General features: G+C 66.5%; 25 protein-coding genes. 14 read left to right on the forward strand and 11 right to left on the reverse strand.

Translation table 11 applies throughout. The annotated features are described in order from the left end of the window. Positions 1 to 108 precede the first annotated feature (108 nt). The gene (rnd, locus tag ACP693_RS00160) at positions 109 to 1257 is read right to left on the reverse strand and encodes a ribonuclease D (protein ID WP_135195300.1); all 1149 of its coding nucleotides are present in this window, start codon (positions 1255 to 1257) and stop codon (positions 109 to 111) included. Between the two features lie 79 nt (positions 1258 to 1336). Here rnd and purM point away from each other — a divergent pair, with 79 nt between their 5' ends. The 4 genes from purM to ACP693_RS00180 all read left to right on the forward strand — a co-directional run bounded on the left by purM (position 1337) and on the right by ACP693_RS00180 (position 6500). Next, positions 1337 to 2374: a phosphoribosylformylglycinamidine cyclo-ligase gene (purM, locus tag ACP693_RS00165; RefSeq protein ID WP_426016322.1), complete on the forward strand. Its 1038-nt coding sequence runs from the start codon at positions 1337 to 1339 to the stop codon at positions 2372 to 2374. A gap of 4 nt (positions 2375 to 2378) precedes the next feature. Then, positions 2379 to 3764, forward strand: coding sequence for a M20/M25/M40 family metallo-hydrolase (locus ACP693_RS00170; RefSeq protein WP_426016321.1), 1386 nt, complete (start codon positions 2379 to 2381; stop codon positions 3762 to 3764). Continuing rightward, positions 3764 to 4357 (forward strand): phosphoribosylglycinamide formyltransferase, encoded by a 594-nt coding sequence (gene purN, locus ACP693_RS00175; protein WP_426016319.1) that lies wholly within the window; start codon positions 3764 to 3766, stop codon positions 4355 to 4357. Before ACP693_RS00170 ends, purN begins: the two co-directional genes overlap by 1 nt. A gap of 85 nt (positions 4358 to 4442) precedes the next feature. After that, positions 4443 to 6500, forward strand: coding sequence for a M13 family metallopeptidase (locus ACP693_RS00180; protein ID WP_426016318.1), 2058 nt, complete (start codon positions 4443 to 4445; stop codon positions 6498 to 6500). 81 nt (positions 6501 to 6581) lie between these two features. On the opposite strand, the gene ACP693_RS00185 is transcribed toward ACP693_RS00180, so the two are convergent. After that, positions 6582 to 6782 carry a hypothetical protein gene (locus ACP693_RS00185; protein ID WP_135195296.1) on the reverse strand — a complete coding sequence of 67 codons (201 nt, stop codon included), beginning with the start codon at positions 6780 to 6782 and terminating at the stop codon, positions 6582 to 6584. 158 nt (positions 6783 to 6940) lie between these two features. Further along, on the reverse strand, positions 6941 to 7360 hold the full coding sequence (ndk, locus tag ACP693_RS00190) for a nucleoside-diphosphate kinase (protein ID WP_426016316.1): 420 nt from the start codon (positions 7358 to 7360) through the stop codon (positions 6941 to 6943). 150 nt (positions 7361 to 7510) lie between these two features. Here ndk and ACP693_RS00195 point away from each other — a divergent pair, with 150 nt between their 5' ends. Beyond that, complete coding sequence (locus tag ACP693_RS00195; protein ID WP_426016314.1) at positions 7511 to 9403, forward strand: ABC-F family ATP-binding cassette domain-containing protein; 1893 nt, start codon at positions 7511 to 7513, stop codon at positions 9401 to 9403. Further along, a complete protein-coding gene (locus ACP693_RS00200) occupies positions 9400 to 9642 on the forward strand; it encodes a DUF2164 domain-containing protein (RefSeq protein WP_426016312.1) in 243 nt (80 codons plus the stop codon). Before ACP693_RS00195 ends, ACP693_RS00200 begins: the two co-directional genes overlap by 4 nt. Positions 9643 to 9740: 98 nt before the next feature. Here ACP693_RS00200 and ACP693_RS00205 read toward each other — a convergent pair whose 3' ends face one another. The 3 genes from ACP693_RS00205 to ACP693_RS00215 all read right to left on the reverse strand — a co-directional run bounded on the left by ACP693_RS00205 (position 9741) and on the right by ACP693_RS00215 (position 12199). Then, entirely contained in the window at positions 9741 to 10442 is a 702-nt protein-coding gene (locus ACP693_RS00205) for an AIM24 family protein (protein ID WP_426016310.1), read from the reverse strand. Between the two features lie 263 nt (positions 10443 to 10705). Further along, entirely contained in the window at positions 10706 to 10915 is a 210-nt protein-coding gene (locus ACP693_RS00210; protein ID WP_135195287.1) for a DUF3126 family protein, read from the reverse strand. Positions 10916 to 10999: 84 nt separating this feature from the next. Continuing rightward, entirely contained in the window at positions 11000 to 12199 is a 1200-nt protein-coding gene (locus ACP693_RS00215; protein WP_426016307.1) for a DUF1624 domain-containing protein, read from the reverse strand. 54 nt (positions 12200 to 12253) lie between these two features. Here ACP693_RS00215 and ACP693_RS00220 point away from each other — a divergent pair, with 54 nt between their 5' ends. Continuing rightward, positions 12254 to 14329: a TonB-dependent receptor gene (locus tag ACP693_RS00220; protein ID WP_426016306.1), complete on the forward strand. Its 2076-nt coding sequence runs from the start codon at positions 12254 to 12256 to the stop codon at positions 14327 to 14329. Positions 14330 to 14338: 9 nt separating this feature from the next. Here ACP693_RS00220 and cysE read toward each other — a convergent pair whose 3' ends face one another. Together cysE and ACP693_RS00230 are read right to left on the reverse strand one after the other, a co-directional pair. Further along, the gene (gene cysE, locus ACP693_RS00225; protein WP_426016304.1) at positions 14339 to 15166 is read right to left on the reverse strand and encodes a serine O-acetyltransferase; all 828 of its coding nucleotides are present in this window, start codon (positions 15164 to 15166) and stop codon (positions 14339 to 14341) included. A gap of 20 nt (positions 15167 to 15186) precedes the next feature. Then, complete coding sequence (locus tag ACP693_RS00230) at positions 15187 to 15813, reverse strand: NUDIX domain-containing protein (RefSeq protein WP_426016303.1); 627 nt, start codon at positions 15811 to 15813, stop codon at positions 15187 to 15189. Between the two features lie 45 nt (positions 15814 to 15858). Here ACP693_RS00230 and ACP693_RS00235 point away from each other — a divergent pair, with 45 nt between their 5' ends. After that, positions 15859 to 16452, forward strand: a complete 594-nt coding sequence (locus ACP693_RS00235) for a nitroreductase family protein (protein ID WP_426016301.1) — start codon at positions 15859 to 15861, stop codon at positions 16450 to 16452. Positions 16453 to 16520: 68 nt separating this feature from the next. Beyond that, the gene (locus tag ACP693_RS00240) at positions 16521 to 17288 is read left to right on the forward strand and encodes an EAL domain-containing protein (protein ID WP_426016299.1); all 768 of its coding nucleotides are present in this window, start codon (positions 16521 to 16523) and stop codon (positions 17286 to 17288) included. Here ACP693_RS00240 and ACP693_RS00245 read toward each other — a convergent pair. Beyond that, positions 17247 to 18134, reverse strand: a complete 888-nt coding sequence (locus ACP693_RS00245; protein ID WP_426016298.1) for a DUF817 domain-containing protein — start codon at positions 18132 to 18134, stop codon at positions 17247 to 17249. The two genes, ACP693_RS00240 and ACP693_RS00245, sit on opposite strands and share 42 nt — an antisense overlap. A 164-nt stretch (positions 18135 to 18298) precedes the next feature. Further along, positions 18299 to 18760 carry a preQ(1) synthase gene (gene queF, locus ACP693_RS00250; protein WP_426016296.1) on the reverse strand — a complete coding sequence of 154 codons (462 nt, stop codon included), beginning with the start codon at positions 18758 to 18760 and terminating at the stop codon, positions 18299 to 18301. Positions 18761 to 19269: 509 nt separating this feature from the next. On the opposite strand from queF, the gene ACP693_RS00255 reads away from it, so the two are divergent. From ACP693_RS00255 to ACP693_RS00275, 5 genes are all read left to right on the forward strand, one after another. Further along, complete coding sequence (locus tag ACP693_RS00255; RefSeq protein ID WP_426016294.1) at positions 19270 to 20202, forward strand: NAD(P)H-dependent flavin oxidoreductase; 933 nt, start codon at positions 19270 to 19272, stop codon at positions 20200 to 20202. 38 nt (positions 20203 to 20240) lie between these two features. After that, positions 20241 to 20951, forward strand: a complete 711-nt coding sequence (locus ACP693_RS00260) for a TorF family putative porin (RefSeq protein ID WP_426016292.1) — start codon at positions 20241 to 20243, stop codon at positions 20949 to 20951. Positions 20952 to 21126: 175 nt separating this feature from the next. Further along, complete coding sequence (locus ACP693_RS00265) at positions 21127 to 21339, forward strand: cold-shock protein (RefSeq protein ID WP_008260450.1); 213 nt, start codon at positions 21127 to 21129, stop codon at positions 21337 to 21339. A gap of 42 nt (positions 21340 to 21381) precedes the next feature. After that, on the forward strand, positions 21382 to 21555 hold the full coding sequence (locus tag ACP693_RS00270; protein WP_409715506.1) for a hypothetical protein: 174 nt from the start codon (positions 21382 to 21384) through the stop codon (positions 21553 to 21555). A gap of 25 nt (positions 21556 to 21580) precedes the next feature. After that, positions 21581 to 21838: a hypothetical protein gene (locus tag ACP693_RS00275; protein ID WP_135195276.1), complete on the forward strand. Its 258-nt coding sequence runs from the start codon at positions 21581 to 21583 to the stop codon at positions 21836 to 21838. Between the two features lie 2 nt (positions 21839 to 21840). Here ACP693_RS00275 and ACP693_RS00280 read toward each other — a convergent pair whose 3' ends face one another. Further along, complete coding sequence (locus ACP693_RS00280) at positions 21841 to 23004, reverse strand: cystathionine gamma-synthase (protein ID WP_426016290.1); 1164 nt, start codon at positions 23002 to 23004, stop codon at positions 21841 to 21843.

A 23004-nucleotide genomic window follows, 5' to 3' on the forward strand; every position in this document is an offset into this window, starting at 1 on the left:
GCCGTGACGGAGGGGCTCTCACCGCATCACCAGCGTCCGTAGGACTTCAAGAGCCCCTCCACCGCTTCGCGGTCCCCCTCCCCACGAGTGGGGAGGAGACGTTGGCAGCTACTCGATCTCGACGATCTCGACCCGCGCGCCGTTCAGCACCAGGGCGATCTCGCCGCGTTTCAGCTTCAGCGCGTCTTCGCCGAACAACTGACGGCGCCAGCCCTTCATCGCGTCCACATCGGCGTCGTCGCTGATGGCGATCTTTTCCAGGTCGGACACGGTGGCGATCAGCTTGGACGCCACGCCGGCGTTGTCGCTCTTGGCCTTCAGCAGCACCTTCAGCAGTTCCACAACCGACGGCGGGGCCGGCTGGCGGTGGGCCGGACGTTCCATGTCGGGCGCGTGCGATTCGGGATCGGCCAGAACCCGCTTCAACTCCTCGGCCAGTTCCAGACCCAGGCGCGACCCGCCGAAGCCCTTGGGCACCGACCGCAGACGGTTGAAGGCCTCGACATCCGTCGGCGTCTGCTGGGCGATCTCGTCGATGCCCTCGTCTTTCAGAATACGACCGCGCGGCTGATCCCGCTCCTGCGCCGCACGCTCGCGCCACACGGCGACCGCCTTGAACGCCGCCATATATTTGGCCGAGAACTTCTTGGGCTTCAGCCGCTTCCAGGCGTTTTCGGGATTGGTGTCGTAGAGCGCCGGATCGACCAAGCTCTCCATCTCCGACATCACCCAATCCAGCCGCCCTTCCTTGCTGAGCCGATCACGCAGCTTGGGATACAGGGCCGCAAGGTGGGTCACGTCGCCCAGCGCATAGACCAGCTGGCTGTCCGACAAGGGACGACGGCCCCAGTCGGTGAAGCGGCTGCCCTTGTCCACCTCGATGCGCAGCATCTGCCGCACCAGCGAATCATAGGCCACCTGTTCACCGAATCCGGCGGCCATGGCGGCGACCTGGGTGTCGAACATCGGCTTGGGCATGGCCCCCAGGCGCACGAAGATTTCGACGTCCTGGCGACAGGCGTGGAAGACCTTGATGATCTTCTCGTCGCGCAGCAGCGCCAGGAAGGGCTCAAGATCCAGCCCTTCCGCCATCGGATCGATGATCGCGGCGTGTTCGGCCGTGGCCGCCTGGATCAGGCACAGCCTGGGCCAGTAGGTCGTTTCCCGCATGAATTCGGTATCGACCGTGATGAAGGGGGCTGTGGCTACGCGGGCGCAGAATTCGGCCAGCGCCTCGGTGGTGGTGATCGGCGTCATTCCGATGCTATAGCCCCCCGCATCCTACCTGTGGCAAGAGCCGCGCTGCATTTCCGCCCCGATTCAGGCCCGAGATCTCATGAGCGACACCCAAAAGCCTCTCGAAAACGGCCTGACCTACGCCGATGCGGGCGTGGACATCGACGCCGGCGAACTGCTGGTCGAACATATCAAGCCGCTGGCGAAATCGACGGCGCGCCCCGGATCGGAGCCTTCGCTGGGCGGATTCGGCGCCCTGTTCGACCTCAAGGCCGCCGGGTTCGAAGACCCGCTGATCGTCACCACCACCGACGGCGTGGGCACCAAGCTGAAGATCGCCATCGAGACCGGCCGTCATGACGGCGTCGGGATCGACCTGGTCGCCATGTGCGTCAACGACCTGCTGGCGCAAGGCGCCGAGCCCCTGCTGTTCCTCGACTACTACGCCACCGGCCGTCTGGAGATCGACGCCGCCCGCCGCGTCGTCGCCGGCATCGCCGAGGGCTGTCGCCAGGCGGGCTGCGCCCTGGTCGGCGGCGAAACCGCCGAAATGCCGGGCATGTACACCGACGGCGACTATGACCTGGCCGGCTTCAGCCTGGGCGCGGTCGAGCGCGGCCACGCCCTGCCCTATCTGGATCGCCAGGCGGCCGGCGACATCATCATCGGCCTGGGATCGTCCGGCCCGCACTCCAACGGTTATTCGCTGGTGCGCAAGGTGGTCGAGAAGTCCGGCTTGGCCTGGGGCGACGACGCCCCCTTCGCCAAGGACCGCTCGCTGGCTCAGGCCCTGATGGAGCCGACCCGCATCTATGTGAAGCCGGTCCTGCCGCTGATGAAGGCGGGCCTGATCAAGGGCGCGGCCCACATCACCGGCGGCGGCCTGATCGAGAACCCGCCCCGCTGCATCGCCGAGGGCCTGCAGGCGTCGTTTGACTGGGACGCCTGGCCCATGCCCGCCGTCTTCCAATGGTTGGCCGAGACCGGCGGCATCAGCGACCACGAGATGCGCCGCACCTTCAACTGCGGCGTCGGCTTCATGCTGATCGTCTCGCCCGAAAACGCCGAGCCGGTCCTCGCCGCCCTGCTCAACGCCGGCGAAGTCGCCTTCGTCTGCGGACAGTTGGAAGCGGCCTGATCCCATGCGCACCGCCCTGCTCGCCTCCGTCGCCGTCCTCACCCTGGCCCTGACGACGAGGGCGGCGCAGGCCCAGATGCCCGCCGCAGTAGAGCAGCCCCTGCTGCACGGCGTCGCCGCCGACATCCGGCCTGACCGCATGCGTGCCGACATCGAGGCCCTGGTCGGGTTCGGCACGCGCCACACCCTGTCGGAAACCCAGTCCGACACGCGCGGCATCGGCGCCGCCCGCCGTTGGACCGAACGCCAGTTCCGCGCCATGGCCGCTGAGTGCGGCGGCTGCCTGACCATCGCCCTTCCCGCCGACACCGTCACCGGCCGTCGCGTGCCGAGCCCGACGGAAGTCGTCGATGTCCTGGCCATCCAGCGGGGCACGACCGATCCCGACCGCGTCATCGTCATCTCGGGCCATATCGACAGCCGCGTTACCGACGTGATGGACTTCACCTCCGACGCGCCCGGCGCCAACGACGACGCCTCGGGCGTGGCCGCCGTACTGGAGGCCGCCCGCGTCCTGTCCAAGCAAAAGTTCGCCGCCACCCTGGTCTATGCTGTCCTGTCGGGCGAGGAGCAGGGCCTGCTGGGCGGCAAGATCCTGGCCGACTACGCCGCAGCCCAGGGCTGGAAGGTCGAGGCCAATCTGAACAACGACATCGTCGGCAACTCCGAAGGCCAGAACGGCGTGCGCGACACCACCCGCGTCCGCGTCTTCTCCGAAGGCACCAAGACGGTCGAGACCCCGGAACAGGCCGAACGCCGTCGCTATAACGGGGGAGAGGTCGATTCCTCGTCGCGCAACCTGGCCCGGTTCGTGGACGGAATCGCCGACCGCTATCTGACCAACTTCGACGTCGAGATGATCTATCGCACCGACCGCTACGGCCGCGGCGGCGACCAGGTCGAGATGCTCAAGGCCGGCTTCCCCGCCGTGCGCATCAGCGAGGGCGCCGAGAACTATGATCGCCAGCACCAGGACCTGCGGGTCGAGAACGGCATCCACTACGGCGACACCATCGACGGCGTCGATTTCGACTATCTGGGCCAAGTGGCGCGGCTGAACACGGTGACGATGGCCGCCCTGGCCTCGGCCCCCGCCGCCCCGACCGGCGTAACGATCGAGGGCGCGGTCAAGCCGGACACCACCATCGCCTGGACCGCCGTCCCCGGCGCCGCCAGCTACCGCGTCTGGTGGCGCGCGACCACGGCCCCGCAATGGACCTTCAGCCGCGCTGCGCCTGCGGATGCGACGACCTTGGTCCTGCCCAACATCGTCATCGACGACTGGTTCTTCGGCGTCTCCGCCGTGTCGGCGGACGGCTATGAAAGCCCCGTGGTCTTCCCCGGTGCGCCCGGTTCGTTCGAAGCACCCGCCATGCCGCCCGCCGAGTGATGCCCAGCCCCAAGACCCGCGTCGCCGTCCTGATCTCCGGGGCCGGCTCCAACATGGCCGCCCTGATCGACGCCGGTGAGGCGCCCGACAGCGGCTATGAGGTCGTTCTGGTCCTGTCGAACGTCGAGGGCGCAGGCGGCCTGGCCATTGCGGCGGCCAAGGGGGTCGCGACCGTCGCCATCCCGCACAAGCCTTTCGGCAAGGATCGCGAGGCGCACGAGCGCGTCGTGGACGAGGCCCTGCACGACGCTGGCGTCGAGGTCATCGCCCTGGCCGGATACATGCGCGTGCTGACGCCCTGGCTGGTCGGCGGCTGGCGTGAGCGGATGCTGAACATCCACCCCAGCCTGCTGCCCCTCTATCCCGGTCTGGACACCCACGCCCGCGCCCTCGCCGCCGGCGACGCCGAGGCCGGCTGCACCGTGCATCTGGTGACCGAGGGCGTGGATGAAGGCCCGATCCTGGGCCAGGCCCGCGTGCCGATCGTCCCGGGTGACACGCCGGAAACCTTGGCCGAACGGGTCAAGACGGCGGAGCACGGGCTTTATCCGCAGGTGTTGGGCGCCTTCTGCCGGGATTTGGAACGGGGCTGACGGCCCGAAGATTACAAAAACGTCATGCGACAGACCGCCGCACCGGCGCGATGGTGCCGCCGATAAAAATGGGGACCAGTCTTCCATGAATCGCATTCGTCTGATGGCCGCCTGCTCGGCCTGCATCGTCGTCGCCCTGACCGGCGGCGCGGCCTCGGCCCAGGACCATTCGCCCCAAGGCCATTCACACGGCGCGCCAGGCATCACGCCCTGGGGCTTCGACCTCGCGGGCCGCGACACGGCGGTGAAGCCGGGCGACGACTTCAACGAATACGCCAACGGAACCTACCTCAGCACCACCGATATCCCGGCCGACAAGGCCCGCTTCGGCCCGTTCGATGTCCTGTATGAGAACGCCCAGTCCCAGCTGAAGTCGATCATCGAGACCAGCGCCGCCAACCCGACCAACGCCAACGCCCAGAAGGTCGGCGCCCTGTACGCCAGCTTCATGGACGAGGCGAAGATCGAGCAGTTGGGCGCCACGCCGCTGGCCGCCGACCTCGCCGCCGTCAAGGCCGTGAGCGATCATGCCGGAATGGCGCGTCTGATGGGCGAAAGCCACTCCGGCTTCGGCGCCTCTCTGTTCGGCATCGACGTCTTCGAAGACCTGCAGAAGCCCGACCTGAACTCGGCCTATCTGGGTCAGGGATCGCTGGGCCTGCCGGACCGCGACTACTATCTGAAGCCCGACTTCGCCGCCCAGCGCGAGGCCTACCTCGCCTATCTGACCACTACCCTGACCGCCATCGGCTGGGCCGACCCGGCCAAGACCGCCGCCGACATCCTGGCCTTCGAGACCAAGGTCGCGGACAAGCAGTGGACCACGGTCGAACGTCGCCAGATCGACAAGCTGTACAACCCCACCAAGGTCGCGGACCTGGCGACCCTGGCCCCCGGCTTCGACTGGTCCGGCTTCCTGGCCGGCGCCCAGGTGTCGGATGTCGACACCTTGGTGCTGATGGAAAACACCGCCATCCCCGGCATTGCTCAGGTGTTCGCCGACACCCCCATCGAGACGCTGAAGGCCTGGCAGGCGTTCAATGTGGTCGATCAGGCCAGCCCCTATCTGTCCAAGGCCTTCGTCGACGCCCGCTTCGACTTCCGTGGCAAGACCCTGCGCGGCCAGCCCGAGAACCGTCCGCGCTGGAACCGGGGCGTGGCCCTGGTCGACGGCCAACTGGGCGAGGTCCTGGCCCAGGAATACGTTCGCCTGCACTTCCCCGCCTCGTCCAAGGCCCAGATGGAGAACCTGGTCGGCAACATCCGCGCGGCCATGACCGAGCGGCTGAAGACCCTGGACTGGATGAGCGAGCCCACGCGCGAACAGGCCCTCTACAAGATGTCCAAGTTCGGGGTGAAGATCGGCTATCCCGACAAGTGGCGGTCCTATGACGGGCTGGAGCTGACGGCAGACGACCTGTACGGCAACGTCGAGCGCTCATCGGCCTTCGAGTGGGCCTACAAGCGCGGCAAGATCGGCCAGCCGGTCGATCCGCTGGAATGGGGCATGACGCCCCAGACGGTGAACGCCTACTACAACCCGCCGCGCAACGAGATCGTCTTCCCGGCCGCCATCCTGCAGGCGCCCTTCTTCGATCCGAACGCGGATCCGGCGGTCAACTACGGCGGCATCGGCGCGGTCATCGGCCACGAGATCACCCACGGCTTCGACGACCAGGGCCGCAAGTCCGATGGCGACGGCGTGCTGCGCGACTGGTGGACGCCGGAAGACGCCGCCCGCTTCGAGGCGCGCGCCAAGGTGCTGGGCGACATTTATAATTCGCTGGAGCCCCTGCCCGGCGTCCGCGTCAACGGCGACCTGACGATGGGCGAGAACATCGCCGACCTGGGCGGGCTGCTGCTGGCGCTGGACGCCTACCACAAGTCGCTGAACGGCCAGCCGGCCCCGGTGATCGACGGCCTGTCGGGCGACCAGCGCGTCTTCCTGGGCTGGGCCCAGGTTTGGCGTGAGAAGTCGCGCGAGGCGGCCCTGAAGGAGCAGCTGACCACCGATCCGCACTCGCCCGGTTCGGTCCGCGCCGCCACCTCGCCGCGCAACATCGACGCCTGGTATGCGGCCTTCGGCGTCTCGCCGGATCAGAAGGAGTATATCGCGCCCGACGCCCGCGCTCGCATCTGGTAAGCGGCGCTGGTCGTCAGACGCAGAAAAGGCCCGGAGCGAACGCTCCGGGCCTTTTTGTCATCCTGGGCTTTCGCCCTGGATTTAGCGGGGCGTGGTCGCCGCACCGGCGACAGCGCCGATGGCGGCGCCGGCGACGGTCGAACCCGTGTTGCCTCCGACGACTTGACCGGCGACGGCGCCGCCCAGGGCGCCCGTGGCGGCGCGTTGTTCCATCGTCTGGCCGCAGGCGGCCAGCAGGGCGACAACGCCGATGACGGGGGCCAGCTTGATCATGGTCTTCATGGGTCTTCTCCGGGAGAGGGATGAATCGATGAAGCTCAAACGACAAGGCCCGCGTCCGGTTCCGGACGCGGGCCTATATAGTCACGCTATCTGAAGAGGACGGATCCTCTTTGCGCTACGCTAGGGACGCGGTCCCTCGCGACTTGAGCGCGATGCGCTTAGCCGACGATCTGGTCGTCGGTGAAGAACTGGGCGATCTCGATCTTGGCGTTGTCCTGGCTGTCCGAGCCGTGGACCGAGTTCTCGCCGATCGACAGGGCGAACTGCTTGCGGATCGTGCCGTCAGCGGCGTCCTTCGGGTTCGTGGCGCCCATGACTTCACGATAGGCGGCGACGGCGTTGTCGCCTTCCAGCACCTGAACGACGACCGGCTCGGCGGTCATCTGCTCGACCAGTTCGCCGTAGAACGGACGCTCGGCGTGAACTTCATAGAATTTCTGGGCTTGCTCGGTCGACAGCTTGACGCGGCGTTGGGCGACGATGCGCAGGCCGGCGCCTTCGATCACGGCGTTGATCGCGCCGGTCAGGTTGCGGCGCGTGGCGTCGGGCTTGATGATCGAGAATGTGCGTTCGGTCATGGAAAGTGACTTCTTGTTGGGAGATTGAGTGTCGCGGGCTTATAGCGACGACCTCCCGAGTTTCCAACTGTCCCTTTTGCATCCCTGACGCACGTCGCACGCAGACTTGCCGATTGAGGGATGTCGCTCAATCGAAGAACCTTCGTCGCAATGCTCCAGATCACCGACCTGACCTTCAACGCCTGGGGCCGCAAATTCCTCGTGGACGCCTCCGTCAGCCTGCCGCCCGGCGCCAAGGTCGGTCTGGTCGGTCGCAACGGCATCGGCAAGTCCACCCTGTTCAAGCTGATCCTGGGCGAGCTTCATGCCGCCGGCGACGAGATCAGCCTGCCCAAGACCGCCCGCATCGGCTCGGTCGATCAGGAACACCCGGCCACCCCCGTCAGCGTCATCGACACCATCCTGGAAGCCGACGTCGAACGCCACACCCTCCTGGGCCGGCTGGAGACTGCGCCGCCCGAAGAGATGGGCGAGATCTGGGCCCGCCTGATCGAGATCGACGCCGACGCCGCCCCTGCGCGCGCCGCTGAAATCCTGGTCGGCCTGGGCTTCGACCAGGAGAACCAGGCCCGGCCGATGTCCGAGTTCTCGGGCGGCTGGCGCATGCGCGTCGCCCTGGCGGCGGCCCTGTTCGCCGAGCCGGACATGCTGCTGCTCGACGAACCGACCAACTACCTCGACCTCGAAGGGGCCCTGTGGCTTGAGGCGCGGCTGAAGAAATATCCGCACACGGCCCTGATCATCTCCCACGACCGCGAGATGCTGAACGAGGTCTGCACCCATATCCTGCACCTCGCGAACCACACCCTGACCCTCTACACCGGCAACTACGACGCCTTCGAAAAAGCCCGCGCCGAGAAGGCTCGCCTGCAGCTGTCGGCCAAGGCCAAGCAGGACGCCGAACGCGCCCACCTGCAGTCCTTCGTCGACCGGTTCAAGGCCAAGGCCTCCAAGGCCGCCCAGGCCCAGTCGCGCATGAAGCGGCTGGAGAAGATGCAGCCCGTGGCCACCACCATCGAGGAGCGCGTCGCCCCCTTCACCCTGCCCTCGCCGCCGCGCCCGCTGGCGCCGCCGCTGATCCGGCTGGAGCGGGCCAATGTGGGTTATGACGTCGGCAAGCCGATCCTTCGCAATTTGAACCTGCGGATGGACCTGGATGACCGTATCGGCCTGCTGGGCGTCAACGGCGCCGGCAAATCGACCTTCGCCAAGATGATCGCCGGCGCCCTCAACGTCTCCGAGGGCGAACTGCACCGGGACAAGAAGATGCGCGTGGGCTGGTTCCACCAGCACCAGATCGAGGCGATGGACCCCACCGATACGCCGCTGGAGATCATCCGCCGCGCCATGCCGGATGCGCCCGAAAGCGCCCGCCGCTCCAAACTGGCCCAGTTCGGCCTAGGCTACGAGAAGCAGGAGACCACGGTCGACAGCCTGTCGGGCGGCGAGCGCGCGCGCCTGCTGCTGAACATGGTAGCCATGGATGCGCCCCACGTTCTGATCCTGGACGAACCGACCAACCACCTGGACATCGACAGCCGCCGGGCGTTGCTGGATGCGCTGAACGAGTACACCGGCGCCGTCATCCTGATCACCCACGACCGGTCGCTGATGGAGATGGTGGCGGACCGGCTGTGGCTGGCCGCCGACGGCACGGTGAAACCCTATGACGGCGACATGGAGGACTACGCCAAATTCGTCCTCGACCGCGCCAAGGCCGCCATATCCAAGCCCAGCCAGATCAAGAAGGAAGAGGCTGCGGCCGCCGCCCCCGCTCAGAACAACAAGAATCGCAAGAACGACAAGAAATCAGGCCCCTCGCCCTCGACCCTGCGTCACGCGGTCAAGAAGGCGGAGGAGAACATGACCCGCCTGACCGCCGAAATCGCCCGCATCGACGACGACATGGCGACCGCCTCGGTCAACAATCCGAAAGCCCTGGAGGGCCTGACCCGCGCGCGCGCCAAGACCGAAGCCGACCTCGCGACGGCCGAGGCCGCCTGGGTCGCAGCGGAGGAAGCCCTGGCCGAGGTCGCGGGGTGAAACCCATCCGCTTCAGCCGTGAGGAGACTGCCGCCATCACGGCGAAGCTGCGCCCCTATTTCCGGGACGAGCTGGACGTCGAACTGCGTGATCTTCCGGCCGAGATGCTGATCGATTTCCTCGCCCGCGAAATCGGCCCCTTCTTCTACAACCGCGCCCTCTATGACGCCCAGGCCGTGTTGAAGAAGAAGGCGGACGACATCAGCGAAGCCATTGCGGGGCTGGAACGCGCGGAGTGATGCCGCCGGGCGCGACGCCAGTCCCTCCCCATCCCCGTATCGTCCGTCATCCTGGGCCTTGTGCCCAAGGGCGAGGATGACGGCTGGAGGGGTAGTCCTCAGCCCCCGCTGGCGGCCTGCATGTAGGTTTCCTCATAGGGCTGGACCACGACCCAACCCTCGCCGGCGAACTTCATCTGGATGCTCTCGCCCGAGCCACGGCCCACCAGGGTCTTGAACGAGATGTCTGTGGCGATCTCCGGCGACAGGCTTCCCGACCAGGCCACGGTGGCGTTCGGATCGGTGAAGACCGGGCCGGTCGCCGCGCTGACCTTGAGGATCAGCGGGTCATAGTGTGAGGTGATGGCGACGATGCCGCTGCCGCTCAGCTTCACATTGAACAGGCCGCCGGACATCATGCCCGCGACCCGCTTCATCATGGTGATCTGGTTGCTGACGCCGTTTTCCAGCGCCAGCACGTCGTTGCCGTTGACGAAGATGGTCTCGTTGTCGAGCCGCAGCAGGGTGATCTTCTTGCCCGTGTCGGCCAGATAGACGCGCCCCTGCCCCTCCACTTTCATCAGCACCATGCCCTCACCGCTGACGGCCTTCTTCAGCAGGTTGCCGAGGCCCTGCTCCATCAGGCCCTGACGCGTGAACTTCACCTGACCAGTCCGCGCCACCATGGTCCCGGACTTGGCCCAGACCGACCCGTTCAGCCGCACCTCCAGCAGATACTGGTTCTCCAGTTCGAAGGCTTCGGTGCTGACGTCCTTCTCCTTGTAGGCGGCGACAAACTCGGCGACGGTTTTCACGGGCATGGGAACCTCAAACAAGGATTCTTGAAAGGTCAGCGTGAGCGACCAACTGTCGGTCGCGCAAGGCCATAATCCTGCAAACCTATCTGCGTGACCTGGCAGTGTTCGAGGCGCAGATGCCGGTGGATGGCCACTAATGCCTTTTGTCCGGCGCACGCGAGGGCAGAGCAGCGAAGATGTACGAAACCCCGTCCGCCTGAAAGCCGGTCGTGCCGTGATCGCCCCGCGTCGGTCGAGGCAGGGCGATCACGTCTTGGAACGAAAGCCTATTCCGGCAGGTCTTCGGCCAGGATCGCCATTTCGAACATGAACGAGCCTTCCTCGTCCTCGTCCTCGAAGACGATGCCGATGAACTCGTCACCGACATAGACTTCGGCCGAGTCGTTCTGTTTCGGGCGGGCCTTCAGGATGATGCCGCCAGTGTTGAAGGTGCGCTTGAGGTGGGCCTCGATGCGCTTCAGGTCGGTGTCTTTCACGGGGGGCCTCATGGTCTGAAGGTTGGCGGCGGACCCTAGAGACATCGGCCGTTCAGGGAAACCGGCGATGCGCATTTTCCCGTTTCAGAGATAGCGCATCCACCAGTGCGAACTGCGCCGCTTCACGCCTGCGAACCATCGGCAGGCGAACCAGCACGGCACGGCGACGATGGCCGCCAGCAACCACAGCCAGGCCACGCCCGGCAAGCCGAAGCCGTCGCCCTGATTGGCGCCGAACACCGCCAGGGCCGCGAGGTTCAGCAAATGCAGGCCGTAGAGGTGGATCAGATAGAAGAACAGCGGCGCCCCGCCGAACACGGCAAGCAGACCGATCAGTCGATCCGGCGCCTTCTCCAGCCCGGCCAAAACCAGCGCCCCGACGCCCAGCGTCAGCAGCAGGAAGTCGGCCGACGGCGGATATTTGGTCAGGTTCAGCACGCTCATCACCGTCTGGATCGGCGTCGCCTGCACGGCCCACAGCGTCGGATCGCCATAGACGTTGATCGCCCTCAGTACGGCGAACAGCGCCAGCGCGCCCAACCCCAGCAGCACCAGTCGCCGCAGTCGTGTCCTCTGCTCGCCCACGAACCATGGCCCGATGGCGTAACCCAGCGCCGCCACGCCGATCCACGGCAACAGCGGATAGGAGGTGCGCAGTTGCCCGCCCCACGGCATGTCCATCAGGCTGCGGTCATGCAGAACGGCCCACACCAGATGCCCTGGCTGGCCCGCCGCGATGGTAATTGGGTCCAGCAGATTGTGGCCCAGCACGAGGGTCAGGCCGACCGCGATCAGCGCCCATTTCGGAAGATGCACCAAGGCGGCCAGGGCGATCATCGACAGGCCGATGACCCATATCACCTGCAGATAGATGATCTCTGGCGTGAATGAAAAACTCCAGGCGAAGCTGACCACCGTCAACTCCAGCACAACCAGAAACAGCCCGCGCTTGAACAGGAAGCCGGACGCAGCCCTGGCACCATTTTCGCCCACCGCCTGCTTGTTCCCATAGAGCCAAGCCCCCAGTCCGGTCAGGGCGACGAAGATCGGCGCGCAAAAATGCGCAGACAGCCGGGTGAAGAACAGATCGGGCGACGTCTCAGCGACGTTCATCGGGTCCGGCACCTGGGCGTGGAAGAAGAAGAACTCTCTCGTGTGATCGACCAGCATCAGCAGGATGACCAGCCCGCGCAGGGCGTCGACGGATCGGATCCGACCGCCCGCCCGGATCGGGGCGGCGGTCGAAGAGGCGAAGGCGGGAACAGGCGTTGCAGTGGTTGACATCGTCATGCCGGAGCGGATAGCCGATATATTATAACGTTTCAAACGGAGTCTGCCTTGTCCCTCCTCATGAGCTGCGCCGGCGCTTGCCTGCTGGTCGCCGCCAACGCCCCCGCCCCTGCCCCCGTCGAGGCGGTCGAGCCCCAGACGGTGGGCGAGATCGTGGTTCTGGGTCGCCGTCAGGCGCCGCGCGACCTGACCCTGGGCGCCGGGCCGGTGACGGAGGCGATGTCGCCGTCCAGCCGCTCCATCGAGAACGACCTGATCAAGGCTGTGGGCGCGACCCGCCTGGCCGACGCTTTGGAACTGGTCAGCGGCGTCAGCCAGCAGAACAATCGGGGCGGGGTGATGGACAACTTCGCCATCCGCGGCTTCCTTGGCACGCCCGACGGCGGCGCGGAATATTACGTCGACGGCTTCCTGGCCAACCGGGGTATGGCCCCGCCGCGCGACCCGGCCACGGCCGAGCGGATCGAGGTGCTGAAGGGGCCGTCCGGCGCTCTGTTCGGCGACATCGACCCGGCGGGACGCGTCAACATCGTGTCCAAGACCCCGCGCTTCGCGACCGGCGCCGCCTTCACCGGCACGGTCGGCTCGTTCGGTTTACGGCGCGGCGAACTGGACCTGACGGGGCCCATCAACGACACCCTGGCCGGGCGGCTGGTGGTCGCGGGCGAGACGTCAAGCGGCTGGCGCGATCATGTCGGCCTGGACCGCACGGTGATCGCACCGTCCCTGACCTGGCGGCCCAACGACGACCTGCGCCTGACCTATGTGGGCGAGTTCACCACCTTCACCACCCTGTTCGACCGGGGGATGCCGGCGATCGACGGCGACGCCCTGGCCCTGCCGGAATCGAACTACTACGGCGAGCCGGGCGACGGCGTGACCCGGTTCCGCAACGAACGGCACCAGATCACCGGCGAATACCGGATCAACGACGGCTGGAGCGTGAACGGCGGAATCGCCTGGCGCGGCGGCTCGCTGAAGGGCCTGTCCAGCGACCAGTCCCGCCTGGTTGGAGACCAGCTGTGGCGTCAACGCCGGGGCCGCGACTTCACCGTCGAGGACCTGTCGGCCCGGCTGGAGCTGAACGGCGTGGTCTCGACCGGCCTGGGCGTCCACAACCTCGGCTTCGGGGTGAAGGCCTATCAGCTGACCTATGGCGAGAAGTGGCTGCGCATCAATCCGACCGCCGCCAATCCCTATCCGATCGACGTCTTCAACCCCGTCTATGGCGCGGTGACGCCGCCGACGCCCCTGCCCTTTACCGACAATCTGGAAACCCGCGAGGTCGTCACCCTGTATGCCCAGGACCTGTGGGAGGTGAACGACCGTCTCAGCCTGCTGGCCGGGCTGCGGTTCGACGACTACGACCAGACCATCCGCAACAACCGCACCGGCGCCATCGGCGAGGCCAGCGATACGCCGCTGAAATACCGCTTCGCCGCCCGCTATCGCCTGACCGACAACCTGACCGCCCACGCCAGCTATGGCCAATCGTTCGTGCTGAACTCAGGGACGGGTCGCAATGATGCGGGCTTCGCGCCCGAAGACGGCAAGGGTTACGAGATCGGCCTGGCCGGCGCTTGGGACGGGCTGGACCTGGCCGCCACTGTCTTCGACATCGAGAAGTCGAACATCCTGACCACCGACCCGGTCGACCCCAACTACCTGGCTCCGGTCGGCAAGCTGACGACGCGCGGGATCGAGCTGGACGGGTCCCTGCGGATCGACGACGCTTGGCAGGTGGTGGCCAACTACGGCTGGACCGACGCCACGGCCGACGACAGCGCCTTCGCCACAGACGCCGTGCTGAACGTGCCCGAACATTCCGGCTCGCTGTTCGCCATCGGCCGGTTCGCCACGGCGCACGGCACGACCTGGTCGGTGATGGCCGGCGCCGCCTATGTCGGGGACCGGGCTGGCGCCCTGACACTCAATCCTGTGCGCCTGCCCGCCTATTGGAAGGCCAAGGCGGCGCTGGAGTACGGCCTGACGCCCCAGGTCACGGCCCGGATCGAGGTCGACAACCTGTTCGACGAGCGATACGCCGCCAGCTCCTACAGCGCCCTATGGATCTTCCCCGGCGCACCCCGCAGCGTGCGCGCCTCGCTCAGGATCGCGCTGTGAGGCGACGGCTCAGATGACGAAGTCGTAGACGACCTCGGCCAGGGTGTGATCCATCGTCCTGGCCGGTTCGGCGTTGGTCGGGCAGTTGACCAGCCGCGCCGGAACCCCCGCCACAGTGCAACCGGACGGCACGTCCTTCAGCACCACCGAGCCCGAGGCGACCTTGGCGTAGTCGCCGACGTGGATATTGCCCAGCACCTTGGCCCCGGCGCCCAGCAGCACGCCCTTGCCGATCTTGGGATGGCGGTCGCCGCGCTCGGCGCCTGTCCCGCCCAGGGTCACATTGTGCAGCATCGACACGTCATCGCCGACCACCGCCGTCTCGCCGATGACGATGCCGGTGCCGTGGTCTAGGAACAGCCCCTTGCCCAGTTGGGCGGCCGGATGGATGTCCAGTTGGAACAGTTCGGAAATCCGGCTCTGGAAGTGGAAGGCCAGGGTCTCGCGCCCCTGCCCCCAAAGCCAGTGCGCCACGCGCCAGCCCTGCAACGCCTGGAAGCCTTTGAAATACAGGAACGGCTGCAACAGATTGCGGATCGCCGGGTCACGCTCGGCCACCGCCTGAAGATCGGCTTCCGCCGCCTCGACCATGGTCGCATCGGCCTTGAACGCCGACAGGCAGACCTCACGCACCGACATGGCGCTCATTTCCCCGTCGGCCAGCTTGCGCGCGATCTGGAAGCTGAGCGCGCCGGCTAAATCGTCGTGCGACAGGATGACCGCATTCATTTGCGACCCCAGCTGGGGCTCCTCGCGCGAGGCGGCCTCGGCCGAGGCGCGCAACTGGCGCCATACGCTGTCGACTTCCGTTTCCGCGACGACTTCAAGCTTGGCCATGACAGGCTCCTTCGACGACATCATACCCGCCCCAGCATGGCCTGCGCCAGCGCCGGCGGCAGTTCGCCGTTCTGGGCCATATGATAGGCCTTGTACGCCGTCGCCACCGTCAAACTGTCACGCACCGTCCCGCGCCCGATCTCGTCCAGCAGATCCAGAAAGGGCACGCGCACCACGGCGATGATCTCGGTCGGGTCCGGCGCGACGGGCGCAGGCGCCAGTCCCCACGCGATCCAGGTCATGCCCATCTCGTCGGTGATGGAGTTCGACATCTCCACCTTCAGCGCCGGCAGCCAATGCTCAGCCTTCAGCCCCGCCTCCTCGGCCAGCTCGCGCCGGATTCCGTCGAACGGATCCTCGTCCAGCGGCGCGCCTCCCTCGGGCATCTCCCACGAATAGTTGGCCAGGGCGAACCGCTGCTGACCCACCAGGGTCACCGTGCCGTCGTCATGCACCGGCAGGACGCCGGTCCCGACATTCTTGAACCGCACCACGGCGTAGTCGGCCGCATGCCCCGTCGGCGCCGTCGCCGGATGTCGGGTCAGGGTCATCCACGGGCTGTCGAACACGGTCTCGGTTCCGTCGCTGCGCCACGCCGGCGGCTTGGACAGGCCCTCAGCCCATTTCGGTTCGTCGGAATTGCGCATGGCTCACCTATGGCGAAGACGCGGATGAAAGCCTAGCTAGACGGCATGGTCGCCCTCAACGAACCCCTACCCCTGCCCGTTCCGTCACAGGCCTTTCTCGACCGTCTGGCGACGCGCCGTTCGGCCCCGGCCCAGGCCCTGGTCGCGCCCGGCCCGTCCGAGGCGGAGCTGGAGCAGATCCTGACCCTGGGCGCCCGCACGCCGGACCATGGCAAGCTGTTCCCCTGGCGGTTCGTGGTCATGGGGCCGCAATCGCGCGCCGAAATCGCCGAGCGGCTGGCGGTGCTGGCCGAACTGCACAACCGACCGGCCAAGGATCAGGCGGTCCTGGCCAAGCTTACGGCCGCCCCGCTCACCATCCTGGTCGTCTCGACCCCCGTTCGCGCCGCCAAGCCGATCTGGGAGCAGCAGCTGTCGGCCGGCGCCGTCTGCATGAACCTGGAACACGCGGCCGCCGGCTTCGGCTACGCGTCCAGCTGGATCACCGACTGGTACAGCTACGACCCTCAGGCCACGACCCTGTTCGGCCTGACAGACGGTGAAACCGTCGCCGGCTTCATCCATATCGGAACCCTGACCGAGCCGCCTCTGGAGCGTCCCCGCCCCGACATGGCCGCCAAGGTCACGCGCCTGCCTTAAGCGGAGCAGTGGCGGATATTAATCTTTCCTCCCTAACATCAGCGCCTTGACTGGAGACGTGGCGGCCGATGTCCTGTGTGGGTTGTAAAGACGGGGCCGGGTTCGACCTGCCGATCACCATGGCGTTTCAGCCCATCGTCGATGTCGCGAACCAGACCGTCTTCGCCTACGAGGCCCTGGTGCGCGGCAAGGACGGCGCCGGCGCCGGCCATGTTCTGTCGCAGGTCTCGCCAGACAATCGCTACGCCTTCGACCAAGTCTGCCGGACCACCGCCATCGACCTGGCGGCCGGTCTGGACATGACGGCCGACGGCGCCAGCCTGTCGATCAACTTCCTGCCCAATGCGGTCTACGAACCGCGCGCCTGCATCCGCGCCACCCTGGCGGCGGCGATGCGCACCAACTTCCCGCTGGACCGGATCATCTTCGAGTTCACCGAGAGCGAGGCGATGGACGCCGCCCACATCCTGAACATCCTGCGGTCCTATCGGGCCATGGGGTTCAAGACGGCCATCGACGACTTCGGCGCCGGCTATGCGGGCCTGGGCCTGCTGGCCCTGTTCCAGCCCGACATCGTCAAGCTGGACATGGCCCTGATCCGCGACATCGACACGGATCCGGTCAAACGCATCATCGTGCGCAACACCCTGAACATGCTGCGCGACCTGGGCGTCGAGCCGGTCTGCGAAGGCGTCGAGACCCTTGCCGAACACGACTTCCTGCGCGACCTGGGCGTCACCCTGATGCAGGGCTATCTGCTGGCCAAACCGGCGGTCGAGGCCCTGTCGCCCGTCTCATGGCCCCGCGCGACCCAGCCCCTGGCCCACACCGCCTGACGGTTCTTCCTCCGGCCGGTGGACCAGCGACACCAGCACCACGGATATGATCATCAGCAGGAACCAACTGCCCAGCTTGGCCAGGGACACCATCTCCCACCCCGCCTCCTGTCCCGGATAGACCCAGGCCCGCCCCAGCGTGCCCAGGTTCTCCGCGAACCATATGAACAGCGCGACCAGCCCATATCCCAGCAGCAGCGGCATCGACCGCCTGCGCCGGTCCGCCGTGAAATAGAACCACCCCCGCCCGAACAGCAGCACGGTCGCCGCAAACAGCGCGATCCGCACGTCCGGCAGCCAGTGATGGGCGAAGAAGTTCACATAGATCGCCGCCGCCAGCACCCAGGTCGTCCACAGCGGCGGATACCCTCGCACCCGGATATGGAAGATCCGCTGCACCCGCGCGATATAGCTGCCCACCGCCGCATACATGAAGCCCGAGAACAGCGGCACCGCCCCGAGCCTCAGCAGACTGTCCTCGGGATAGATCCACGACCCGTGCGCGGTTTTGAACAGCTCCATGATCGTCCCCGCCACATGGAACAGGAAGATCACCCGCGCCTCCTCCCAGCTCTCCAGCCGGAACGCCAGCATGGCCGCCTGGATCACCACCGCCCCGACCGCCAGAAAATCATACCGCGAGATCGGCGCCTGATCCGGCCAGAACAGGAAGGTCGCCAGGATCAAGCCCAGCATCAGCCCCCCGAACAGACACGCCCACCCCTGTTTCAGCCCAAACCAGAGGAATTCGTAGGCGTAGAGACGAGGGCGGGATTGGTCGGCCCAGGTCTCGGCCCGCGCCATCAGACGACGGCCCCAGGCTTCGAGCGGTAGGCGGTGGTTCATTCCTTCTCCCCTTGCGGGAGAAGGTGGCGGCCGCAGGCCGACGGATGAGGGGTCACACAAACCTCGACGGGAATGGGAGAACAGGCGGCGAGACCGAACAACCCCTCATCCGACCTCGCTCCGCTCGGCCACCTTCTCCCGCAAGGGGAGAAGGACGCAAGCATTCACCCCCGCCCGCGATAGGTCGGCACGCCCTGATCGGGCAGCCACAGCCCCTCCGGCGCCACGCCCGTCTGCCAGAAGACGTCGATCGGTATCCCCCCGCGCGGATACCAATACCCCCCGATCCTCAGCCACTTCGGTTCCAGCAGGTCCGCCAGTCGCCGGCCGATGGCGACGGTGCAGTCCTCGTGGAATGCGCCGTGGTTGCGGAAACTGGTCAGGTACAGTTTCAGGCTCTTGGACTCGACCAGCCACTCGCCCGGCGCATAGTCGATGACGATGTGGGCGAAGTCCGGCTGGCCCGTCACCGGGCACAGGCTGGTGAACTCGGGCGCCGTGAACCGGGCCAGATACAGGGTGTCCGCATGTGGGTTCGGCACCCGCTCCAGCACGGCCGTCTCGGGGCTGGTCGGGGCGGCGGTCTGGGCGCCGAGCTGGCTGAGGTTGTCGGTATAGTGGGTCATGGGGCGCATTTAGGCGCTTGCGACCGGCTTGAAAATCCTCCCCGCAGTCCGCGCCCCTCTCCCGTTGGGAGAGGGCTTGAGCGCACGTCGGCGAAAGCCGTCGTTCTGGCGCGACCCGTAGGGCGGCGCGAAGCAGCCAAAGGGTGAGGGTCGGATAGTGCCACTTGGCCCACCGCCCGACCCTCATCCGACCCTTCGGGCCACCTTCTCCCACTGGGAGAAGGAAAGGCATTGGCCACCCATCCTATTTCTCGAAAACTTCGTTTTCGATTTCAACGCCTTCACACCGACCAGCGTCAATCGACCGACCACCCGTCACAACCGTCGTAGGATGGCCGGTTTTCCGACAACGCCGGACCCTTGCCGATTTCAACCCTGCCCGATGCCCCTTACCCCCGAGATTAGACGAATTAGACTCTGTTTTTTGCCCCACCGTCTGAAATCCTCCCGATTGCCTTCCCCCGCGACAGCCCGCTAAGCGTAGCGAAAGAAAACTCCAGGAGACGCCCGTGGCCATTCCCGCTTCGCTGCAAAAAGGTCTGATCCTGCCGATCATTTCGGCGCCCATGTTCCTGGTCTCCGGGCCGGATTTGGTGGTCGAGGCCTGCAACGCGGGGGTGATCGGCACCTTCCCGTCGCTGAACCAGCGCACGACCGAGGGCTATCGCGACTGGATTCACGAGATCAAGGGCCGGCTCAAGCCAGACGCCGCCGCCTTCGGCGTCAACCACATCGTCCACCCGACCAATCCCCGGCTGATGGCCGACATGATGGTGTCGGTCGAGGAGAAGGTGCCGCTGATCATCACCTCGCTGGGCGCCGTGCGCGACGTGGTGGATGCGGTCCATGGCTATGGTGGTCAGGTCTTCCATGACATCGCCAACATCCGCCATGCGCGCAAGGCGGCCGAGGCCGGGGTCGACGGCCTGATCCTGGTCGCCAACGGCGCCGGCGGCCATGCGGGCATCATCAACCCGTTCGCCCTGGTCAACGAGGTCCGCAGCTTCTTCAAGGGGACCATCATCCTGTCGGGCGCCCTTTCGACGGGGCAAGATGTCGCGGCGGCGCTGATGCTGGGCGCCGACTTCGCCTATATGGGCACCCGCTTCATCAACACGACCGAGGCCATGGCCGCCGACGCCTACAAGCAGATGGTCATCGACAGCGGCGCGACCGACATCGTCCATACCCCGGCGGTGTCGGGCATCCCGGCCAACTTCATGAGCAAGTCGTTGATCGAGAACGGCATCGATCCGAAGCACCTACCCGAACACAAGCTGGACATGGGCGACGAGGCCAAGGCCTGGAAGACCGTCTGGTCCGCCGGCCAGGGCGCGGGCGCCATCCACGACATCCTGCCGACCGCCGAACTGGTCGCGCGCCTGCGACAAGAGTTCGCTCAGGCCACGGATGAATTCGCCATCAAGGCCGGAGCGCGCTAAAGGCGGCGCCAATCCGTATCTCGCGCGTTGGAGCCGCCATGATCCGCACGACCGTCCTCGCCGCCCTTTCCGCCGCCTTGGCCGCCGCTGTCGCTACCCCAGCAGCGGCCCAATCCGCCCCGGCGTCGTCCGCACGCGACTCCTGGTCGTTCGAACTGGGCGCCGGGACGGACAACCGTTCCAAGAACGCGTCCAAGTCCGGCAACGACGGCTACGCCTTCGGCTCGGCGACCTGGGAAAGCGCGGACGGCCTGTTCTATGTCGGCCCCGGCTTCGAAACGATCCAGTCGGGCGGTTCCAACGTCGAGGCCGAGTTCGTCGCCGGCTATCAGCCCGAGGCGTTCGGCTACAGCTTCGACTTCAACGTCGCCTACAAGAACCGCCTCGACGCCGAGGCGGGTTACGACGAGGACGCCTGGGAGTTCACCGGCAACGCCAGCCGCTCCATCGGCCCGGCCAGTGCGCGCCTGCAGATCCAGTATTCGCCGGACGCAGCCGGCTCGACCGAAGCCTTCACCTGGATCGAAGGCCGGGTGGGCTGGGACTTCACCAATCGTCTGAACGGCACGGTCGCGCTGGGCCGGCGCGAGCAGGACAATGCGCCCGACTACACAGGCTGGAACGCCGGTGCGACCTACGCCCTGACGGACGCGATCGAGCTGGACCTGCGCTACTACGACACCAACGCCCACACCTTCGGCGAACAGTACGAAGACGCCTTGGTCGCCAAGGTCGCCTACGCGTTCTGAGCTCCGCGCCTTGCACAAAGGGCGCTGGAGGCCCATATAGGGGCTGTCGATCTCTCTGCGTAACGCCGCTGCTCCCTTTGCATCACGCACCGAGGTCCAAAAGCCGATCCCATTCAGACCCGACAGGCCGACCAGGGATCCCTCCCTGCGGTCAACGCCAGACGGAGGTCTCCAAATGGCTACCGGCACTGTAAAATGGTACAACCCCACCAAAGGCTACGGCTTCATCGCTCCCGATGACGGCGGCAAGGACGTCTTCGTCCACGCCTCGGCCGTCGAAACTTCGAGCGTTGGTTCGCTGAACGAAGGCCAGAAGATTTCCTACGAAATCGAACGTGACTCGCGCTCCGGCAAGGAATCCGCTGGTCGCCTTACGGCGGCAGAGTAGGACACGCTTCTCAACACGCACGCCATCGCTTTCAATGGCGTCGTGACGAAGCACCTGCCTCTGGGCGGCCGTAAGGTCCGCCTGGACAACGGCCACGTCGTCTCGGTCCTGCCCTCGCTCGGTTCGCCTAAAGGCCTATCCGTGCTGGGCGACCGCGTCGTGGTCGAGATCGCCTTCAATCAGCTGAAGGGCTGGCGCCTCGCGCGCCGGCCCTGAAGCCCGTTCCATCAGGACGTGACCCATGACGACCCTCGCCGAAAAAATCCCGACGATGACCGACGCCGACCTCAACAGCCTGCGCGCCAACGCCACGCGACTGGCCGAAACCGGCGCCTCCACTCAGGTGATGGCCGCCGCTGATATCCTGCCTGTGATCGACACCGAGATCGCCCGCCGCGCCGCCCTGCCCAAGGCCGCCAAGGCGCCGGTGAAACGCGCCGCTCCCAAGAAGAAGCTGCCGCCCGTCACCGGCCACCAGACCGCCCTTCCCTCCAGCTGAGATCAGCCCAGGGCCTGATCCAGATCCGCGATCAGGTCCTCGACGTTCTCGACCCCGACCGATAGCCGGATCAGGTTGTCGGTCACGCCGCCCGCCTCGCGGACGTCCTTGGGCACGCTCGCGTGGGTCATGATCGCCGGGTGGTTCACCAAGCTCTCGACCCCGCCCAGCGACTCCGCCAGGGTGAAGACCTCGACCCGCTCCAGCACGCGCTTCGTGCGCTCCAGGTCGCCTTCCAGAATCACCGTCACCATGCCGCCGTAGCCGCCGCTCATCTGGCGCGCGGCCAGCTCGTGCTGCGGATGGGCGATCAGGCCGGGATAGATGACCTTGGCCACGCCCTTGCGGGTCTCCAGCCAGCGCGCGACGGTCAGGGCGTTCTCGCAGTGCGCCTTCATCCGCAACGCCAGGGTCTTGAGCCCCCGGTTGGCCAGGAAGGCGTCGAACGGCCCCATGATGCCGCCGACCGAGTTCTGCAGGAACTTGATCCGCGTCGCCAGATCGGCGTCGGCGGTCACCAGCACTCCGCCGATGATGTCCGAATGGCCGTTCAGGTATTTTGTCGCCGAGTGCATGACCACGTCCGCCCCCAGGCTCAGCGGCTGCTGGCAGAACGGCGTGGCGAAGGTGTTGTCCACGATCAGCAGCAGGCCATGCGCCTTGGCCACCTTCGACAGCGCCGCGATGTCGGCCAGCTTCATCAGCGGATTGGTCGGGGTCTCGACCCACAGCATCCTGGTCTTGGACGTGATCGCCGCCTCGACCGCTGCAATGTCGCTCAGGTCCACATAGGCGAAGTCCAGCCCCATGGTGCGCCGACGCACCCGCTCGAACAACCGCCAAGAGCCGCCGTACAGATCATCGCCGGTGACGATGTGATCGCCCGCGTCCAGCAACTCCAGCGCCGTCGAGGTCGCCGCCATGCCCGAGCCGAAGCCGAACCCATGCGTGCCGCCCTCCAGGTCGGCGATACAGGCCTCGAACGCCTCGCGCGTCGGGTTCTTGCCCCGCGCATACTCATACCCCTTGTTCACGCCCGGGCTTTCCTGGGCATAGGTCGAGGTGGCGTAGATCGGCGTCATCACCGCGCCCGTGGTCGGGTCGGGATGCTGGCCCGCATGGATGGCGCGGGTCGAGAAACCCTGGCTGTTCTTCTTGTCGGCCAT

It is taken from the genome of Brevundimonas sp. TWP1-3, assembly GCF_049896085.1.
GTDB lineage: Bacteria > Pseudomonadota > Alphaproteobacteria > Caulobacterales > Caulobacteraceae > Brevundimonas.

Bases quoted from the DNA above. Each gene is read 5' to 3' on its own strand.
- ACP693_RS00185 (WP_135195296.1), bottom strand. From the start codon at position 6,782: ATGAAGACCATGATCAAGCTGGCCCCCGTCATCGGCGTTGTCGCCCTG.
- cysE (WP_426016304.1), bottom strand. From the start codon at position 15,166: ATGGCCAAGCTTGAAGTCGTCGCGGAAACGGAAGTCGACAGCGTATGG.
- ACP693_RS00275 (WP_135195276.1), top strand. From the start codon at position 21,581: ATGACGACCCTCGCCGAAAAAATCCCGACGATGACCGACGCCGACCTC.
- ACP693_RS00280 (WP_426016290.1), bottom strand. From the start codon at position 23,004: ATGGCCGACAAGAAGAACAGCCAGGGTTTCTCGACCCGCGCCATCCAT.
- ACP693_RS00180 (WP_426016318.1), top strand. From the start codon at position 4,443: ATGAATCGCATTCGTCTGATGGCCGCCTGCTCGGCCTGCATCGTCGTC.
- ACP693_RS00265 (WP_008260450.1), top strand. From the start codon at position 21,127: ATGGCTACCGGCACTGTAAAATGGTACAACCCCACCAAAGGCTACGGC.
- ACP693_RS00170 (WP_426016321.1), top strand. From the start codon at position 2,379: ATGCGCACCGCCCTGCTCGCCTCCGTCGCCGTCCTCACCCTGGCCCTG.
- purN (WP_426016319.1), top strand. From the start codon at position 3,764: ATGCCCAGCCCCAAGACCCGCGTCGCCGTCCTGATCTCCGGGGCCGGC.
- ACP693_RS00205 (WP_426016310.1), bottom strand. From the start codon at position 10,442: ATGCCCGTGAAAACCGTCGCCGAGTTTGTCGCCGCCTACAAGGAGAAG.
- purM (WP_426016322.1), top strand. From the start codon at position 1,337: ATGAGCGACACCCAAAAGCCTCTCGAAAACGGCCTGACCTACGCCGAT.
- ACP693_RS00195 (WP_426016314.1), top strand. From the start codon at position 7,511: ATGCTCCAGATCACCGACCTGACCTTCAACGCCTGGGGCCGCAAATTC.
- ndk (WP_426016316.1), bottom strand. From the start codon at position 7,360: ATGACCGAACGCACATTCTCGATCATCAAGCCCGACGCCACGCGCCGC.
- ACP693_RS00230 (WP_426016303.1), bottom strand. From the start codon at position 15,813: ATGCGCAATTCCGACGAACCGAAATGGGCTGAGGGCCTGTCCAAGCCG.
- ACP693_RS00215 (WP_426016307.1), bottom strand. From the start codon at position 12,199: ATGTCAACCACTGCAACGCCTGTTCCCGCCTTCGCCTCTTCGACCGCC.
- rnd (WP_135195300.1), bottom strand. From the start codon at position 1,257: ATGACGCCGATCACCACCACCGAGGCGCTGGCCGAATTCTGCGCCCGC.
- ACP693_RS00235 (WP_426016301.1), top strand. From the start codon at position 15,859: ATGGTCGCCCTCAACGAACCCCTACCCCTGCCCGTTCCGTCACAGGCC.
- ACP693_RS00245 (WP_426016298.1), bottom strand. From the start codon at position 18,134: ATGAACCACCGCCTACCGCTCGAAGCCTGGGGCCGTCGTCTGATGGCG.
- ACP693_RS00240 (WP_426016299.1), top strand. From the start codon at position 16,521: ATGTCCTGTGTGGGTTGTAAAGACGGGGCCGGGTTCGACCTGCCGATC.
- ACP693_RS00260 (WP_426016292.1), top strand. From the start codon at position 20,241: ATGATCCGCACGACCGTCCTCGCCGCCCTTTCCGCCGCCTTGGCCGCC.
- queF (WP_426016296.1), bottom strand. From the start codon at position 18,760: ATGACCCACTATACCGACAACCTCAGCCAGCTCGGCGCCCAGACCGCC.